The organism is Streptomyces sp. AC555_RSS877 (assembly GCF_019049245.1).
Classification (GTDB): Bacteria; Actinomycetota; Actinomycetes; order Streptomycetales; family Streptomycetaceae; genus Streptomyces.
This window is the reverse complement of the sequence record NZ_JAGMUK010000218.1, coordinates 174,883-190,118: the sequence shown is the minus strand read 5'-3', so window position 1 is coordinate 190,118 and position 15,236 is coordinate 174,883. Positions and strand designations below refer to the sequence as shown.

Genomic DNA, 15,236 nt, shown 5'->3' with positions numbered 1-15,236 from the left:
CGCCGCTACTTCCGCATCACGGCGGGCTCGTGCCGGCGCAGCAGCCGGGAGACGAAGAATCCGAAGGCCGCCGACAGGACGACCAGCATGGCCACGTTGAGCAGCCACACCCCGGCCGAGTGCTCGAACAGCGGATCGCCGGTGAGCTCGCCGGGCACGATCCGGGCCAGGCCGACGGTGCCGGCCATCGCGCCGAGCGCCCATCGTGAGGGCACCAGCCACGCCAGTTGTTCCAGCCCGGGCACGCCGTCGAGTTTCAGCAGGGCGCCGCAGAAGACCACTTGGACGATGGCGAGCAGCACGAGCAGCGGCATCGTCACCTCCTCCTTGCGCACCATCGCGGAGACCAGCAGGCCGAGCATCATCGCGGTGAACGCCAGCAGGGCGACGGCGACGGTGATTTCGGCAAGGGGCGGCATCAACACACCTTCGCCACCGGGCGCGTTGAGGTCGACGCCGAGCAGGGCGACCAGGGTCAGTACGACGGCCTGCAGGACGGTGATCGTGCCGAGGACGACGACCTTGGACATCAGGTACGCGGATCTGGACAGGCCCACGGCCCGCTCACGCTGGTAGATCACGCGTTCCTTGACGAGTTCGCGCACGGCGTTGGCCGCGCCGGTGAGGACTCCGCCGACGCACAGGATCAGCAGCGCGTTCATGGCTGTTTCCTGGGTCAGTTTGCTGCCGGCCAGGGCTCGGCCCATGGCGCCCATCACGAAGGGCAGAGCGATCATGATGGCGAGGAAGGTGCGGTCGGCGCTGAGCGCGGCCGCGTACCGGCGCACGAGGGTGCCCAGCTGGGCGCCCCGGCTGCGCGGTCTGGCCGGGGCTGTGATGAGGACGGGGCCCTCGCGGGGCCGCCGGGGCTGCGCGCTCGCGTCCTGGACGTACCGGCGCCGGGACGGCGAGGTGTGGAACTCCCCCGCCCAGTCGCGGTCGCGGTCCCGTTCGAAGGCCTCGAAGGCCTCCGGCCACTGAGTGAAGCCGAAGTAGGCGAGGGCGTCCTCGGGCGGGCCGTAGTAGGCGATCTTCCCGCCGGGCGCGAGCACGAGGAGCCGGTCGCAGACGTCGAGGCTGAGGACGCTGTGGGTGACGACGATGACCGTGCGGCCGTCGTCGGCGAGACCGCGCAGCATGTGCATCACCGAGCGGTCCATGCCGGGGTCCAGGCCCGAGGTCGGTTCGTCGAGGAACAGCAGGGACGGCTTGGTCAGCAGCTCCAGGGCCACGCTGACGCGCTTGCGCTGGCCGCCGGACAGGCTGTGCACGGGCTGCCGTGCCCGCTCCTCCAGGCCGAGTTCCCGGATGACCTCGTCGACCCTGGCGCGGCGCTCTGCCTTCGCGGTGTCCTGCGGGAAGCGCAGTTCGGCGGCGTAGGACAGGGCGCTGCGGACGGTCAGCTGGGAGTGCAGGATGTCGTCCTGCGGGACCAGGCCGATGCGCTGGCGCAGTTCGGCGTAGTCGCGGTAGAGGTCACGGCCGTCGTACAGGACCGTGCCGTGGTCGGCGGGGCGCTGTCCGGTCAGGGCGTTGAGGAGCGTGGACTTCCCGGCGCCGCTCGGGCCGACGACGGCGAGCAGGCACTTCTCGCCCACCGGGAACGACACGTGGTCGAGGAGGGTCTTGCGGCCGTGGTCGACGGCGACCGTGAGGTCCTGCACGTCGAGGGAGACCTCGCCGGTGTCGACGTACTCCTGCAGCTGGTCGCCGACCAGGCTGAACGCCGAGTGGCCGATGCCGACGATGTCGCCGGGGCCGATGAGGGCGCGGGTGACGGCCAGGCCGTTGAGGAAGGTGCCGTTGTGGCTGCCGAGGTCGACGATCTCGTACGTCCCGTCCGGCAGGGCGCGCAGTTCGGCGTGCCGGCGGGAGACGCCCAGGTCGTCGATGACCAGGTCGTTGTCCTCGGCGCGCCCGATGCGGACGGTGCGGGTGGGCAGCGGCCGTACGGTGGTGGGCTGCCGGAAGGTGCTGGTCAGGGCGGGCATCGAGACCGCGGAGGGGCGTTCCGGTTCCGGGGGCGGGAGGCCGGCGAGGACGGCGCACGGGCCGTCGGCCGGGCTGCCGAAGCGGATGACGCTGCCGGGGCCGACGCCCCACTCGTGGATCCGGCGGCCGTCGGCGTAGGTGCCGTTGGTGCTGTTCTCGTCCTCGAGGGTCCAGTGGTCGGCCTCGGGCCGCAGCACCGCGTGGTGCCACGAGACCCGGGCATCGTCGATGACGATGTCGCACAACGGATCGCGGCCGACGTGGTAGTCGTGGCCCGGACTCATCACCGTGGAGCCGGTTTCGGTCTCCACCACGAGTTCGGGCGCCGTGGGTGCCACCGGCCGCTTCGCCATACCTGAATTCTACCGATTGGTACCGATCCGCGCCCGGCGTCGCCCGTCAGGCCACGGGCGTGAACAGCATGGAGGCGGTGCGCTGCATGCGCAGGGCGTCCACGGACTCCGCCAGCAGCTCGTACTCGGTGGTGTCGTCGCTGGCGGCGATCCGCACCAGCCGCCCCGCGGCCAACTCGTCGGCCACCCGCTCCTGTTGGGCCGGATCCCTGCACCAGTTCCGGAGCACGGCGGGCACGTCGGGCACCGTGGCGGCGACCGGGACGAGCGCGCCGGCCGGTAAGTGGTCGGCCTCCGGCTGGGGGTCGAGGCGCTCGGCGATCCAGGCGGCGCGGTCGCGCAGCCACCACAGGGCGAGCGCGAGGGTGGGGGCCCGGTAGGTTCCGAGGGGCACGCCGACGCGTCGGCCGCCGCAAGTGCCGTACCCCGTGACATGGCACAGGAATTCGTCGTGCACGATCCACTCCCCCGCTGCTTCGCTAGCCTGTCGGCCGGGCCTCGCTTTCCCTGCGGCTCATGTGCTGTGCGTGACTGGGGCTTCGCTGGATGTGAAGTCCTAACAGTCGAGTATGTTCACTACTGAAACACTGTCACCACGACTTTTTGGCCAGTCTCCTGGCATATTCACGGCCCTTCATGGCCGAAAAATGGCGAGTACATGGCGATGCCGTCATCACCTGGGGGGCAATCGACCGTCCGCCGCGGTCGGGGCATGGTTGCGGTACCGGGTCGCCGACACGCGGACCCCGGTTCCGACCAGCGGAAACGACCTCGATGGAGGCTGATCGCCCATGCCCGCGAACACCGACCGGTACGGCAGCGCCGTCGCCCGCTATTTCGAGGCCTGGAACGCCCGGGAGACCGAGGCCCGGGTCACGGCGGTCGCGGCCGCCTGGGCCGCGGACGGCACCTACACCGACCCGTTCAGCGATGTCGACGGCCACGAACGGATCGCGGCCGTCATCGCGGCGACGCACGCGCAGTTCCCGGGCTTCACCTTCCGGCTCACCGGCACGGTGGACGGCCGCCACCACACGGCACGCTTCTCCTGGGAGCTCGTGAACGAGAGCGACGGCTCGGCGCCCGTGGCCGGCTCCGGCGTGATCACGCTGGACACCGACGGGCGGATCAGGACCGTGCTCGGCTTCCTGGACCGGATGGATACCCGCGGGAGACTGAGGACCGGTCCGGCGATGAGTTCTCCCGCTCCCGGCGGTCTCCCTGAGAAGAAACCACCGGGAGCGGAGAGAACATCATGGGTACGACCGCGAAACTGGACACCGAATTCACCGCCGTCCTGCGCAAGAGCCCGCAGGAGGGCGGCTGGACCTATCTCCTGTGGCCCGACTCCGTCGCGTTCTTCGGCACCCGAGGACTGGTCAAGGTGCGCGGCACGATCGACGGGCACCCCTTCCGCAGCTCCTTCATGGCCCTGGGCGACGGCACCCACAAGCTGCCCGTGAAGGCCGAGGTGCGCAAGGCGATCGGGAAGGAGGAGGGCGACACCGTGACCGTGCGGCTCGAGGAGCGGATTACGGCTTGATCACCGCGTCGATCCGGGCCAGCTCGTCCGCGTCGAAGTCCAGGTTGCCGAGGGCGCCGACGCTGTCCTCCAGCTGCTGAGCGCTGCTCGCGCCGACCAGGGCGGAGGTCACCCGGCCGCCGCGCAGCACCCAGGCCAGCGCCAGCTGGGCCAGGGTCTGCCCGCGGGACTTGGCGATGTCGTCCAGGTCGCGCAGCCGGCCCACCAGGTCCTCGGTCACCGCGTCAGAGTTCAGGAAGGGGCTGTCACTGGCCGCCCGCGAGCCCTCGGGGATGCCGTCGAGGTAGCGGCCGGTCAGCAGGCCCTGCTCCAGCGGGGAGAAGACGATGGAGCCGACCTGGAGCTCGTCCAGCGCGTCCAGCAGACCCTCGTCCTCGGGGCGGCGGTCGAGCATCGAGTAGCGGGGCTGGTGGATGAGCAGGGGGGTGCCCAGCTCGCCCAGGATGCGGGCGGCCTCCCGGGTCTGCTCCGCGGAGTAGTTGGAGAGGCCGACGTAGAGCGCCTTGCCCTGCTGGACCGCCGAGTGCAGGGCGCCCATCGTCTCTTCGAGGGGAGTCTCCGGGTCGGGGCGGTGCGAGTAGAAGATGTCGACGTAGTCGAGGCCCATCCGCTTCAGGCTCTGGTCGAGCGAGGACAGGACGTACTTGCGCGAACCCCACTCGCCGTACGGGCCGGGCCACATCAGGTAGCCGGCCTTGGTGGAGATGACCAGCTCGTCGCGGTACGGCGCGAAGTCGTCCTTCAGTGCCTCGCCGAAGGCGGACTCGGCGGCGCCGGGGGGCGGGCCGTAGTTGTTGGCCAGGTCGAAGTGGGTGATGCCGAGATCGAAGCCGCGGCGCAGGATCGCGCGCTGGGTCTCCACCGAGCGGTCCGGGCCGAAGTTGTGCCACAGGCCGAGCGACAGCGCGGGCAGCTTCAGGCCGCTGCGTCCGGTGCGCCGGTAGGGCATGTCCGCGTAGCGGTCGGGGTGTGCGGTGTACAACGCGACTCCAGAAGGGTTGGCACGGTGGAACCAGGTTCCCTGAGAACCGGTGCCCACTCTTTCGCGACCTGGGGCAGTGGTCCAACAGGAGAATCCGATGGAATTCAGCGGATAAGCTTCTCAATCATGGAACTGCGCCATCTTCAGCACTTCGTGGCGGTCGCCGAGGACCAGCATTTCACCCGGGCCGCCGAACGGCTGCTGGTGTCCCAGTCCGGCCTGTCCGCCTCCATTCGCGCCCTGGAGCGGGAGCTGGGGACCCCTCTGTTCGTCCGCACCACGCGGCGGGTGACGCTCACCGAGGCCGGGCGGGCGCTGCTGGGTGAGGCCGAGCGGATCCTGGCGCAGGTGCGCTCGGCGCACGAGGCCGTCGCCGCCGTGCAGGGCGTGCTGCGTGGCACGCTGGCACTGGGCACCGAGCAGTGCATCGCGGGCGTGCACGTGGCGAGGCTGCTGGCCGCGTTCCGGCGGCTTCACCCGGACGTGGAGATCCGGTTGCGGCAGGCGGGCGCGGGCGCCCTCGCCGAGGAGGTCGCCGCCGGCCGGCTCGACCTGGCGTTCGCGGTCCGGACGCAGGCGGACTCCGACCAGCTGCGTTCCGTACCGCTGACCAGTGAGCCGATGACCGTGCTGTGCCATGCCGGCCACCGGCTCGCGACCGGCGGCGCGGCGGTGACGCCGGACGAGATCGGCGGCGAGGTCTTCGTCGACTTCCACCCCGACTGGGGGCCGCGCCGCATCACCGACGCCGCGTTCGCCGCGGCCGGCGTACGGCGGACGGTCGCGCTGGAGGTGAACGACGTGCACAGCCTGCTCGACCTGGTGGACGAGAACCTCGGCATCGCCGTCGTGCCGCGGCATTTCCGGCACAAGCGGGAGGCACTGACCGCTCTCCCGCTGAAGGGCACCGACGAGGCGGCGTACGAGACGGTCGCGCTGCTGCCGCCCCCGGAGGCGGCCAGCCCGGCGGCGCGGGCGCTGATGACGCTTCTGGGGACAGAGGGCGCGTGACGGACGCTGGTGCGCGATGGTGGACCGTATGCATGCCAAGGACATTCTCATCGACGCGTACAGCCGCATCCAGGAAGAGGTCCATGCCGCGGTCGAGGGCCTCGGCCCGGACGACCTGAACGCCCGTCCCGCCGCCGGCGCGAACTCCCTCGCGTGGCTGGTCTGGCATCTCACCCGGGTCCAGGACGACCATGTGGCCGACGCCTCAGGGCTCGACCAGGTCTGGTTGTCACAGGGCTGGGAGAAGCGCTTCGGACTCGACCTCCCTGGCCGGGACACCGGCTACGGGCACAGTTCGGCGAAGGTCGCCAAGGTGCGGGTCGACTCCGGCGACCTGCTGACCGGCTACTACGACGCCGTGCACGAACGGACCCTCGGGTACGTGCGCGGGCTGACCGCCAAGGACTTCGAGCGCGTCGTGGACGAGCGCTGGGATCCGCCGGTCACCCTGGCCGTACGCCTGGTCAGCGTCCTGTCCGACGATCTCCAGCACGTCGGACAGGCCGCCTACGTCCGCGGGCTGCTTCAGAGCGCGGACGCGTAGCCCGGCAGCACGACGTCCTCGATCAGGGCCCGGCGCTCGTCGAACGGGACGAACGCGCTCTTCAGGGCGTTCACCGTGACCGTGCGCAGGTCCTCGACGCTCCAGCCGGCCTCCTGGACCAGCAGGGACATCTCGCGGGTCATCGTCGTGCCCGACACCAGACGGTTGTCGGTGTTGAGGGTGACGCGGAAGCCCAGGTCCTTCAGCTCGGTGATCGGGTGCTCGGCGATCGAGGTGGCCGCGCCGGTCTGGAGGTTGGACGTCGGGCACATCTCCAGGGCGATACGGCGGTCGCGCACCCAGCCGGCCAGTCGGCCGAGCTTGCCGTCCACGATGTCGTCGGTGATGCGGACGCCGTGGCCGATGCGCTGGGCGCCGCACACCTGAAGGGCCTGGTGGATGCTGGGCAGGCCGTGCGCCTCGCCGGCGTGGATGGTGAAGGGCACGTTCTCGCGGCGCAGGTGCTCGAACGCGGCCAGGTGGTCGGCGGGCGGGAAGCCGTCCTCGGCGCCGGCGATGTCGAAGCCGACGACGCCCGCGTGGCGGAAGGCGACGGCCAGGTCGGCGGTCTCCTTGGTGCGGTCGAACATCCGCATGCCGCACAGCAGGGTGCCGACCCGCACCGGGGTGCCCGCGGCCGCCGCCTTCGCCATGCCCGCGGCCAGGCCCTCCTGGACGGACTCGACGACCTCGGGCAGGGCCAGCCCGCCGTTGACCATCAGCTCGGGGGCGTAGCGCACCTCGGCGTAGACGACCCCGTCCGCGGCCAGGTCGAGGACGTACTCCTCGGCGGTGCGCAACAGGCCCTCGCGGGACTGCATCACGGCGAGGGTGTGCTCGAAGGTGGCTATGTAGCGGACCAGGTCACCGGAGTTGGCGGCCTCGAAGTACCAGGCGGCGAGGGCGTCGGGGTCGGTGGTCGGCAGGGTGTGGCCGACCGCGTCCGCGAGCTCCACCACGGTGGCGGGGCGCAGACCGCCGTCGAGGTGATCGTGCAGCACGGCCTTGGGCAGCCGGCGGAGGGTTTCGGTGTCGATGCGGGGCGCGGTCATGTGCGTGTTCCTCGGCAGTGGTTCTCAGTCGGTGGCGGGCTGGAGGTCGGTGGCCGGCTGGAGCAGGTCCCAGCGGTTTCCGTACAGGTCCTGGAAGACGGCGACCGAGCCGTACGGCTCGTGGCGCGGCTCCTCCAGGAAGGTCACGCCCGCGGCGAGCATGCGGGCGTGGTCGCGGGCGAAGTCGTCGGTGTGCAGGAAGAAGCCGACGCGCCCGCCGGTCTGGTCGCCCACCCGGCTCTGCTGCGAGTCGCCCTTCGCGCGGGCCAGCAGCAGATCGGAACCCGGCTCCGCGCTCGGCCGTACGACGACCCAGCGGGAGCCGTCGGGGCGCGGGGTGTCCTCGACGAGCCGGAAACCGAGGGCCTCGGTGTAGAAGCGGACCGCCTCGTCGTAGTCGTCGACGACGAGGGTGACCAGGGCGATGCGTCTCATCGGGGCCTTCCGGGAGGGGTGATTGACGGGAGAGGTTATACGTAAAACTTGTTGTGCGCCAGTCCGTCCGGAGGGGGCCGTGAGGGAGGCCGTCGCCTGCGTGACAGGGTGGAGATCACGTCCGGGGGCCGCGCCCCCACCACGTACTGCCGTACAGGAGTCGAGTGCCATGACCGAACTGCCGAAGTCGACCGGTGCCCCGGCCCGTCAGAACGTCACCTTCCCCAGTGGCGGGACCACCGCGCACGGCTACCTGGCGCTGCCGCCCTCCGGGCGCGGACCGGGAGTCATCGTCATCCAGGAGTGGTGGGGCCTGACCGACCACATCGCCGACGTGGCCGACCGGCTCGCACGGGAGGGTTTCGTCGCCCTCGCCCCCGACCTCTACGGCGGCAACGTGGCCCACGAGAGCCAGGAGGCCCTACGGATGATGCAGGCCCTCCCCGTCCCCCGCGGTGTCGAACTGCTCTCCGGCGCCGTCGACCACCTGCTGTCGCTGCCCGAGGTCACCTCGGACACCGTCGGCGCGGTCGGCTTCTGCATGGGCGGCGGCTTCGTGCTGTACCTGGCCGCTGCCGACCCGCGAGTGAGCGCCGCCGTGCCGTTCTACGGCGTCATCCAGGGGGAGATGCCCGACTTCTCGGGGCTCAAGGCGCAGATCCTGGGTCACTTCGGCGAACTCGACGAGAGCATCCCGGCCGAGACGGTCGAGCGGCTGGCCGACGCCATTCAGCAGGAGTCGGGGATCGTCCCCGACTTCCGCCACTACCCGGCCGGCCACGCGTTCTTCAACGACGGCCGCCCGGTTCACCACGCCGAGTCGGCCGCCCGCGCCTGGCAGAGCACCGTGCCCTTCCTGCACGAGCAGTTGGGCTGAACCGGCCCTAGGTCGCGGAACCGGGGCGCAGGACGGCGAACAGTCCCTCTGCGCGTGCGCCGTCCGGCGCGCTCCACGGGGCGGCGACGTGGCCGATCGCGCCCTGCGGCAGGAGGGGCGCGCCGCCGGGCGCCGGGCGCAGGACACGGTGCAGGCGGAGCGTCGCACCCTGCGGGAGGGACAGCCGGGTGCCCTCTTCGTCGTCGGTGACCGTGAGAGCGGCGGAAGGGGCGGGCGCCTCGCCCCCGTAGGAGCGGGTGACGTCCCGGTCGGGGGTGTGGTTGACGCTCTGGGCCTGGGCCTCCGCGCGGCCCTCGATCAGGGCGAGCAACTCGGCCACCAGCACGGGGTCGTGGCAGCCGTCGTAGGCCCAGCGGTGTCCCAGCACTCCGTGCTCCATGGTGCCGACGAGGGCGTGCTCCGCCCCGTCCGACGGGGCCCCGCGATAGGTCAGCGGCACCAGGTAGGTGGCCGGCTGGGCGCCGGACGTGTCGGTGACGGCCATGAACTCGATGCCGACCTCACCCGCCGGATCGTCCAGCCGGAAGCCGCCGGCCTTCGCCAGTTCCGGTTCGCCCGGGCCTCCGGAGTACCAGGGGCGGGTGGGCAGCCAGGCGGTGAGCAGTTCGAGCTTGGTCGGCTTCAGGGTGGTGTGGTGGATGACGGCCATTCCGGCAGCTCCCTTTCCGTGATCGATGCGGGCCTTCACACTGTCGCATCGGCGCCCGGGGGGTAGCGTCCCCTTTATGAAGATCACCGAGCCGGCCCGCACCGCCGAGCAGCGCAAGCAGGACGTACTGGCCCGCCTGGAAGGGGAGTTGGACGTCTGGGTGGCCACGGCCGACACCGACGGGCTGCCGTGCCTGGTGCCGCTGTGGTTCATGTGGGACGGGGACGCCGCGTGGATGTGCACGCGGCTGACCAGCCCCACGGGCCGCAATCTGCGCGACGGCGGCCGGGCCCGGCTCGCGTTCGGGGACACCCAGGACGTCGTGCTGCTCGACGGGGAGGTGCGGACGTTCGAGGGGTGGGCCGTGCCGGAATCGGCGGTCGGCGCGTTCGTGGCGAAGACGGGCTGGGATCCGAGGCAGGACAGCGCGTCGTACGCCTTCTTCCGAGTCCGGCCGCGCGCCGTGCAGGCCTGGCACGGGGAGCACGAGATGCGCGGGCGGTATTTGATGCGCGATGGGGTGTGGGTGGTCTGAGGCGGGACTGAGCTGCACCCGAAGGAGTGTCCTCAACCAGCCTTCTGGCGCAGCCCGTTGAGCGTGGTCAGCTCCTCGTCGGTGAGGCGGACGGCGCCCGCGGCCACGTTCTCGACGAGGTGGTCCGGGTTGCCGGTGCCCGGGATGGCCAGGACGTGCGGGCCCTGGTGGAGGGTCCAGGCGATCCTGACCTGGGCGGGGCTCACGCCGTGGGCCCGGGCGACGGTGAGCACCTCCTCGTCGTGGGCGGTGGTGGCGCCCTGCGGCCCGGCTTCGCCGGCGACGGCGTAGAACGGCACGAAGGCGATGCCCTGTTCGCCGCACAACCGCAGGATCTCATCGGTGGCGGGGTCGTGGGTGTCGAGCCCGAACCGGTTCTGCACGCACACCACCGGCGCGATGGCCTGCGCCTCGGCGAGGTGGCGGGGTTCGACGCCGGAGATCCCGAGGTGCCGTATCAGGCCCGCCTCGCGCAGTTCGGCCAGGGCCCCGAAGTGCTCGGCGATCGAGTCCTGGCGCATGCGGCGGAGGTTGACGACGTCGAGGTGGTCGCGCCCGAGCTGGCGCAGGTTCTCCTCCACATGGCCACGCAGGTCGTCGGGGCGGGCCGACGTACCCCACTCCCCCGAGTAGTCGCGGTACGGGCCGACCTTGGTCACGACGATCAGGTCGTCGGCGTACGGCGACAGCGCGCTGTTGATGAGTTCGTTGGCGGAGCGCAGGGCGGAGAAGTAGAAGGCGGCCGTGTCGATGTGGTTCACGCCGAGTTCGACCGCCTGGTGCAGGACGGCGATCGAGCGTTCCCGGTCGCTGGGTGTCCCGTGGTGGAAGGCCGCGCTGCCCGTCAACCGCATCGCGCCGAGACCGATGCGGTTGACGGTGAGGTCGCCGAGTTTCCAGGTGCCCGCGGCGTCCGCGGTGATCGTTTCGGAGGTCATCGGCGGAGTCTGGCATACGGGCGATTCACCGCCGTAGGCACTTTGCGAACTCCTTTACGGCACCTCAGCAGTAGAGACCGCCGCCCGGCGAGACCCCGAGGATCTGGGAGAACTGCTGGTACTTGGTCACCCGGCTCTGCACCTGCGCCGGGTTCTTGCCGTCGCACTCCAGGGAGCCGTTGATGCTGCGGATCGTCTGGCCGAAGCCGGCGCCGTTGACCATGGCGTTGTGCGGGGTCATGGTGCCGGGTCCGCTCTGGGTGTTCCAGTACCACAGGGCGGTCTTCCAGGCGACGGCCGCGTCGTTCTGCACCAGCCACGGGTTGCCCAGGAGGTCGATGCCGAGCGCGTCGCCCGCGGCCTTGTAGTTGAAGTTCCAGCTGAGCTGGATCGGGCCGCGGCCGTAGTACGCCGCCTGCCCCGCCGGACAGCCGTACGGCCGGCTCCAGTCGCAGTAGTGCGGGTAGTTGGCGGTGTTCTGCTCGACCACGTGCACCAGCCCGCCGGTCTCGTGGCCGACGTTGGCGAGGAACGCGGCGGCCTCCTGCTTCTTCACCGTGTCGCCACCGGTGTTGGCGAAGCCGGGGTAGGCGCTGAGGGCCGCGGTCAGGCCGCGGTAGGTGTAGAAGGAATTCCGGCTCGGGAACATCTGGTTGAACTGCGCCTCGCTCACCACGAAGGTACCGACGGGCGTGCCGGGGCCGCTGTCGCAGGCGTAGGGCTCCCAGTACCAGGTGCTGATCGTCGGGTCGTAGCCCGGGTTGGCGTGTTCGGCGATGTAGGCCTTGCCGTCGGTGTAGCGGACGATGTCCCCGGCGGCGTACGACCGGCCGGCCGCCCAGCTCGGGTAGCTGGAGCAGGGGGCGGCGGTGGCGCTGGTGGCGGGCAGGGTGATCGGCGCGGTGCTGCCGAGGACGAGTGCGGTCACGACTGCGGCTGTGCGGCGTCTCGACACGAGGTCAACTCCTCTGCGGAGCACGGCCGCTCCCCGACAAGGGCAGCGCGAGGCGGACCCTTGTGCGCACGTGCCGGAAGGACCGGCCACGGCGTGGGGGCGGCCGTGGGTGGGGGGTGTGGAGCCACACTCAACCGCTTTGGTATGTACCAGTCAAGGGTATAGACCAGTTCACTCGTGTCAACGCGACCGGGTCAGCGCAACGGCTTGCGCAGCACCGCCTTGCGGTGGCTGAACGTCTCGATCGAGTAGCGGCCGTGGTAGTTGCCCATCCCGCTTTCCCCCACGCCGCCGAACGGCAGGTCAGAGACGGTGAGATGGGCGAGCGGCAGACCGTACCCGAGACCGCCGGACGAGGTCTCGTCGGCGATCCGGCGCCGCGTCTCGTCGGCCTCCGAGAAGACGTACAGCGCCAGGGGCTTGTCGCGGTCGTTGATGAAGTCGATCGCCTCGTCGAGGCCGGAGACCGAGACGATCGGCAGGATCGGACCGAAGATCTCCTCCTGCATCACGGGCGACTTGGGGTCGACGTCGGCGAGCACGGTCGGCGCGAGGTACTTCGTCGTACGGTCTCCGGCGCCGCCGACGACCACGCGGCCCGAGTCGAGCAGGCCGGACAGGCGGTCGAAGTGCCGTTCGTTGACGATGCGGCCGTACTCGCCGGAGGCCGCCGGGTCGCTGCCGTACAGGGCCTCGACGGCCCGGGCGAGCGCCGGCTCCAGGGCGGCGGCGGTGGCCGGGTCGGTCAGGACGTAGTCGGGGGCGACGCAGGTCTGGCCGGCGTTGAGGAACTTGCCGCGGACCAGCCGGTCGGCGACGACGTCGAGGTCGGTGCCGCGGTCCACGAACGCCGGGGACTTGCCGCCGAGTTCGAGGGTGACCGGGGTGAGGTGTTCGGCGGCGGCGCGCATCACGATGCGGCCGACCGTGCCGTTGCCGGTGTAGAAGACGTGGTCGAAGCGCTCGGCCAGCAGGGCCGTGGTCTCGGGGATGCCGCCCTCGACCACGGCGACCGCGTCGGTGTCGAGGTAGGCGGGCAGCAGCCGGGCCAGCGCGGCGGAGGTGGCGGGGGCCATTTCGCTCGGCTTGGCCACCACCGCGTTGCCGGCGGCGAGGGCGCCGACCACCGGGGCGAGCAGGAGCTGGGCGGGGTAGTTCCAGGGGGCGATGACGAGGACGACACCGAGGGGGTCGTACTGCGTCCAGGCCGTGGCGTCGGCGCCGAGGTGCTCGGGGACCGGGGCCGGTTCGGGGCGCAGCCAGTCGGCGAGGTGGTCGAGGGTGTGGTCGATCTCGCGGACGGTGAAGCCGATCTCGGTGCGGTGGGCCTCGGTGGCACTCTTGCCCAGGTCGGCATGGAGGGCGGCGGCCAGGTCGGCGCCGTTGTCCGTGAGCATCTCGCGCAGGCGGCGAAGTTGGGCGGTTCGCCACTCGACGGGCTTGGTGCGGCCGGTGCGGAAGGTGGCGCGCAGGCGGGCCACGATGTCGGCGGGCTGCTCGGGGGTGGGCTGGTTCACAGTGCCTCGCTGCTGGTCGGTCATGGGCGTTCCCCATCAGGTGTATAGGCCAACTATTCTGGTGCGGAAATAATTCCGGACACACGGAAAACACCGTGCGCGATCCTGGTGGAACAGCCCGTGATCAGCCGGAGGACTCCGCCGACGCCCCTTCCAGGGTGTCGACGAGCCGCTCCAGCAGGGCGCGCAGCAGTTCGTCGTCGCCCTCGTTCAGGACCGGCCAGCGCTCGCGGACCTCACGGCTGATGCGCCGCCAGTAGGTCAGGCCGCGTGGGGTGAGGTGGGCGAGTATCCGGCGGCGGTCCAGGGGGTCCACCCGCCGGTGGACGAGATTCTGGTCGACGAGGTGGTCGACCAGTTTGGTGAGCGTCGGCGGCGGCAGGAACACCGCTTCGGCCACCGCCGTCATGTTGTGCCCCTCGCCGTCGGCGAGCAGCGCGAGCACCCGCCAGGAATCGAGCGAGCAGCCGTCCTCGTCGAGGACGGTCTGGAGCCTCCGCGCGGCCAGTCGTTCGGCCCGCGTCAACAGCTGCATCAGATCCTGGGGCTGGCGCGGAGGTGGGGTGGGCATCCTTCTCCTCGGTCCCGGGGTGCGGACATCGTACAAGTGCCGCTTCCGCGAAGGACCGTCTCGCTGCTCGCGCCTGCGCCGCACTCCCCCGCCGCCCGGTCCACGAGACGCACTGGAGTTCACCGGGCGGACCCGGAATCATGACCACATGTTCGAGCTCGATCCCCACCCGCTCGACTGGTTCACAGTCGACGACTCCACGATCGGCGTGGCGCTCGTGTTTCCCATGCAGGGCGCGGCGGGGATCTTCGGGCCGGCCTGCGAGCTGTGCGCGCGCCTCGCCATGGAGGAGGTCAACCGGGCGGGCGGGGTGCTCGGCAGGGAGTTGCGGCTACTGCCGGTCGACGGGGGCGCCGAGCCGGAGGAGATCGCCGACCGGGTCGAAGCGCTGGTGCGGCTGGGCGTCGTCCAGGGCGTCACCGGCTGGCACATCTCCTCGGTGCGCCAGGCACTGGCGCCGCGGATCGCGCACCGCGTGCCGTACGTCTACACCGCGCTGTACGAGGGCGGCGAGCACACCACGGGCGTCTTCCTGACCAGCGAGACACCCGACGCCCAACTCCGCCCGGCGCTGAGACTGTTGGCGGGCGAGCGCGGGGTGCGCCGCTGGTTCGTCGTCGGCAACGACTACGTGTGGCCGCGCCGCACCGCCCGGGCCGCCCGCGCCTACGCGCACGAGTCCGGGGGCGGCATCTGCGGCCAGGCCTATCTCCCGCTCGGCACGCACGATTTCGACGCTGTACTGAGCCGCATCGAGGAGTCGCAGGCGGATGCCGTCCTGATGCTTCTGGTGGGCAGTGACGCCGTGCGCTTCAACCGCGCGTTCGCCGCCGCCGGGCTAGACCAGCGCTGCCTGAGGCTGAGCACGCTCATGGACGAGAACATGCTGATGGCCAGCGGCCCCACGGCCACGGGGGACCTGTACAGCACCGCCGGGTTCTTCGCCTCGCTGGCGAACCAGGACACCCTGGACTTCCACGGGCAGTACGCGGGACGGTTCGGCGTCGAGGCGCCGGCCGCGGGCAGCCTCGGCGAATCCTGCTACGAAGGCGTGCTGCTGCTCGCGGCGCTCATCGCCGGCGCGCGGACCCTGGACGTGACGGCGATCGGCAGGGCGGCCGAGTCGGTGTCGTACGAGGGGCCGCGGGGGCTGCTGCGGCTGCGGGACAGCCACGTACGGCAGCGGATCTACCTGGCCCGGGCGGACGGGGTGGACTTCGACGTGCTGACCCAGCTGGACCTCGACCCGGCCCGCCCTTGA

Annotated in this window: 16 protein-coding genes and 1 pseudogene; 7 read left to right on the top strand and 10 right to left on the bottom strand. The window is 71.1% G+C overall.

Going from position 1 to position 15,236, the window contains the following annotated elements; translation table 11 throughout:
• Positions 1 to 5: 5 nt before the first annotated feature.
• Positions 6 to 2,345 carry an FHA domain-containing protein gene (locus KUM49_RS44665; protein WP_217242695.1) on the bottom strand — a complete coding sequence of 780 codons (2,340 nt, stop codon included), beginning with the start codon at positions 2,343 to 2,345 and terminating at the stop codon, positions 6 to 8.
• Positions 2,346 to 2,391: 46 nt separating this feature from the next.
• A complete protein-coding gene (locus tag KUM49_RS44660; RefSeq protein ID WP_217242694.1) occupies positions 2,392 to 2,802 on the bottom strand; it encodes a hypothetical protein in 411 nt (136 codons plus the stop codon).
• A 334-nt stretch (positions 2,803 to 3,136) separates the two neighbouring features.
• Here KUM49_RS44660 and KUM49_RS44655 point away from each other — a divergent pair.
• Both KUM49_RS44655 and KUM49_RS44650 read left to right on the top strand, forming a co-directional pair.
• A pseudogene (locus tag KUM49_RS44655) lies at positions 3,137 to 3,505 on the top strand (nuclear transport factor 2 family protein); the annotation flags it as partial.
• 95 nt (positions 3,506 to 3,600) lie between these two features.
• The gene (locus KUM49_RS44650) at positions 3,601 to 3,888 is read left to right on the top strand and encodes a DUF1905 domain-containing protein (RefSeq protein WP_217242693.1); all 288 of its coding nucleotides are present in this window, start codon (positions 3,601 to 3,603) and stop codon (positions 3,886 to 3,888) included.
• On the opposite strand, the gene mgrA is transcribed toward KUM49_RS44650, so the two are convergent.
• Positions 3,878 to 4,870, bottom strand: coding sequence for an L-glyceraldehyde 3-phosphate reductase (gene mgrA, locus KUM49_RS44645; protein WP_217242692.1), 993 nt, complete (start codon positions 4,868 to 4,870; stop codon positions 3,878 to 3,880). The two genes, KUM49_RS44650 and mgrA, sit on opposite strands and share 11 nt — an antisense overlap.
• 126 nt (positions 4,871 to 4,996) lie before the next feature.
• On the opposite strand from mgrA, the gene KUM49_RS44640 reads away from it, so the two are divergent.
• The gene (locus KUM49_RS44640; protein ID WP_217242690.1) at positions 4,997 to 5,881 is read left to right on the top strand and encodes a LysR substrate-binding domain-containing protein; all 885 of its coding nucleotides are present in this window, start codon (positions 4,997 to 4,999) and stop codon (positions 5,879 to 5,881) included.
• Between the two features lie 28 nt (positions 5,882 to 5,909).
• Entirely contained in the window at positions 5,910 to 6,425 is a 516-nt protein-coding gene (locus tag KUM49_RS44635) for a DUF664 domain-containing protein (RefSeq protein ID WP_217242689.1), read from the top strand.
• Here the strand turns inward: KUM49_RS44635 and KUM49_RS44630 are convergent.
• Together KUM49_RS44630 and KUM49_RS44625 are read right to left on the bottom strand one after the other, a co-directional pair.
• Complete coding sequence (locus KUM49_RS44630; RefSeq protein WP_217242688.1) at positions 6,407 to 7,477, bottom strand: adenosine deaminase; 1,071 nt, start codon at positions 7,475 to 7,477, stop codon at positions 6,407 to 6,409. The genes KUM49_RS44635 and KUM49_RS44630 overlap by 19 nt on opposite strands.
• 24 nt (positions 7,478 to 7,501) lie before the next feature.
• Positions 7,502 to 7,912: a VOC family protein gene (locus KUM49_RS44625; protein WP_217242687.1), complete on the bottom strand. Its 411-nt coding sequence runs from the start codon at positions 7,910 to 7,912 to the stop codon at positions 7,502 to 7,504.
• Between the two features lie 169 nt (positions 7,913 to 8,081).
• Here KUM49_RS44625 and KUM49_RS44620 point away from each other — a divergent pair, with 169 nt between their 5' ends.
• Positions 8,082 to 8,789 (top strand): dienelactone hydrolase family protein, encoded by a 708-nt coding sequence (locus KUM49_RS44620; RefSeq protein ID WP_217242686.1) that lies wholly within the window; start codon positions 8,082 to 8,084, stop codon positions 8,787 to 8,789.
• Between the two features lie 7 nt (positions 8,790 to 8,796).
• Here the strand turns inward: KUM49_RS44620 and KUM49_RS44615 are convergent, their stop codons facing one another.
• The gene (locus tag KUM49_RS44615) at positions 8,797 to 9,459 is read right to left on the bottom strand and encodes a 1,4-alpha-glucan branching protein (RefSeq protein WP_217242685.1); all 663 of its coding nucleotides are present in this window, start codon (positions 9,457 to 9,459) and stop codon (positions 8,797 to 8,799) included.
• A 76-nt stretch (positions 9,460 to 9,535) separates the two neighbouring features.
• On the opposite strand from KUM49_RS44615, the gene KUM49_RS44610 reads away from it, so the two are divergent.
• Entirely contained in the window at positions 9,536 to 9,994 is a 459-nt protein-coding gene (locus tag KUM49_RS44610) for a pyridoxamine 5'-phosphate oxidase family protein (RefSeq protein WP_217242684.1), read from the top strand.
• 32 nt (positions 9,995 to 10,026) lie between these two features.
• Here KUM49_RS44610 and KUM49_RS44605 read toward each other — a convergent pair whose 3' ends face one another.
• The 4 genes from KUM49_RS44605 to KUM49_RS44590 all read right to left on the bottom strand — a co-directional run bounded on the left by KUM49_RS44605 (position 10,027) and on the right by KUM49_RS44590 (position 13,975).
• Positions 10,027 to 10,932, bottom strand: coding sequence for an aldo/keto reductase (locus KUM49_RS44605; protein ID WP_217242683.1), 906 nt, complete (start codon positions 10,930 to 10,932; stop codon positions 10,027 to 10,029).
• A 64-nt stretch (positions 10,933 to 10,996) separates the two neighbouring features.
• Positions 10,997 to 11,887, bottom strand: coding sequence for a glycoside hydrolase family 19 protein (locus KUM49_RS44600; RefSeq protein ID WP_217242682.1), 891 nt, complete (start codon positions 11,885 to 11,887; stop codon positions 10,997 to 10,999).
• 194 nt (positions 11,888 to 12,081) lie between these two features.
• Complete coding sequence (locus KUM49_RS44595) at positions 12,082 to 13,428, bottom strand: aldehyde dehydrogenase family protein (protein ID WP_217242681.1); 1,347 nt, start codon at positions 13,426 to 13,428, stop codon at positions 12,082 to 12,084.
• Positions 13,429 to 13,528: 100 nt separating this feature from the next.
• Positions 13,529 to 13,975, bottom strand: a complete 447-nt coding sequence (locus tag KUM49_RS44590) for a MarR family winged helix-turn-helix transcriptional regulator (protein WP_217242680.1) — start codon at positions 13,973 to 13,975, stop codon at positions 13,529 to 13,531.
• 148 nt (positions 13,976 to 14,123) lie between these two features.
• Here KUM49_RS44590 and KUM49_RS44585 point away from each other — a divergent pair, with 148 nt between their 5' ends.
• Positions 14,124 to 15,236: a substrate-binding domain-containing protein gene (locus tag KUM49_RS44585; RefSeq protein ID WP_217242679.1), complete on the top strand. Its 1,113-nt coding sequence runs from the start codon at positions 14,124 to 14,126 to the stop codon at positions 15,234 to 15,236.

What these genes read in the sequence shown, in the direction of transcription:
- KUM49_RS44590 (WP_217242680.1), bottom strand. Translation starts at nt 13,975, where the DNA reads ATGCCCACCCCACCTCCGCGCCAGCCCCAGGATCTGATGCAGCTGTTG.
- KUM49_RS44640 (WP_217242690.1), top strand. Translation starts at nt 4,997, where the DNA reads ATGGAACTGCGCCATCTTCAGCACTTCGTGGCGGTCGCCGAGGACCAG.
- KUM49_RS44635 (WP_217242689.1), top strand. Translation starts at nt 5,910, where the DNA reads ATGCATGCCAAGGACATTCTCATCGACGCGTACAGCCGCATCCAGGAA.
- KUM49_RS44610 (WP_217242684.1), top strand. Translation starts at nt 9,536, where the DNA reads ATGAAGATCACCGAGCCGGCCCGCACCGCCGAGCAGCGCAAGCAGGAC.
- KUM49_RS44665 (WP_217242695.1), bottom strand. Translation starts at nt 2,345, where the DNA reads ATGGCGAAGCGGCCGGTGGCACCCACGGCGCCCGAACTCGTGGTGGAG.
- KUM49_RS44585 (WP_217242679.1), top strand. Translation starts at nt 14,124, where the DNA reads ATGTTCGAGCTCGATCCCCACCCGCTCGACTGGTTCACAGTCGACGAC.
- KUM49_RS44625 (WP_217242687.1), bottom strand. Translation starts at nt 7,912, where the DNA reads ATGAGACGCATCGCCCTGGTCACCCTCGTCGTCGACGACTACGACGAG.
- KUM49_RS44615 (WP_217242685.1), bottom strand. Translation starts at nt 9,459, where the DNA reads ATGGCCGTCATCCACCACACCACCCTGAAGCCGACCAAGCTCGAACTG.
- KUM49_RS44650 (WP_217242693.1), top strand. Translation starts at nt 3,601, where the DNA reads ATGGGTACGACCGCGAAACTGGACACCGAATTCACCGCCGTCCTGCGC.
- KUM49_RS44630 (WP_217242688.1), bottom strand. Translation starts at nt 7,477, where the DNA reads ATGACCGCGCCCCGCATCGACACCGAAACCCTCCGCCGGCTGCCCAAG.
- KUM49_RS44620 (WP_217242686.1), top strand. Translation starts at nt 8,082, where the DNA reads ATGACCGAACTGCCGAAGTCGACCGGTGCCCCGGCCCGTCAGAACGTC.
- KUM49_RS44595 (WP_217242681.1), bottom strand. Translation starts at nt 13,428, where the DNA reads ATGACCGACCAGCAGCGAGGCACTGTGAACCAGCCCACCCCCGAGCAG.
- KUM49_RS44605 (WP_217242683.1), bottom strand. Translation starts at nt 10,932, where the DNA reads ATGACCTCCGAAACGATCACCGCGGACGCCGCGGGCACCTGGAAACTC.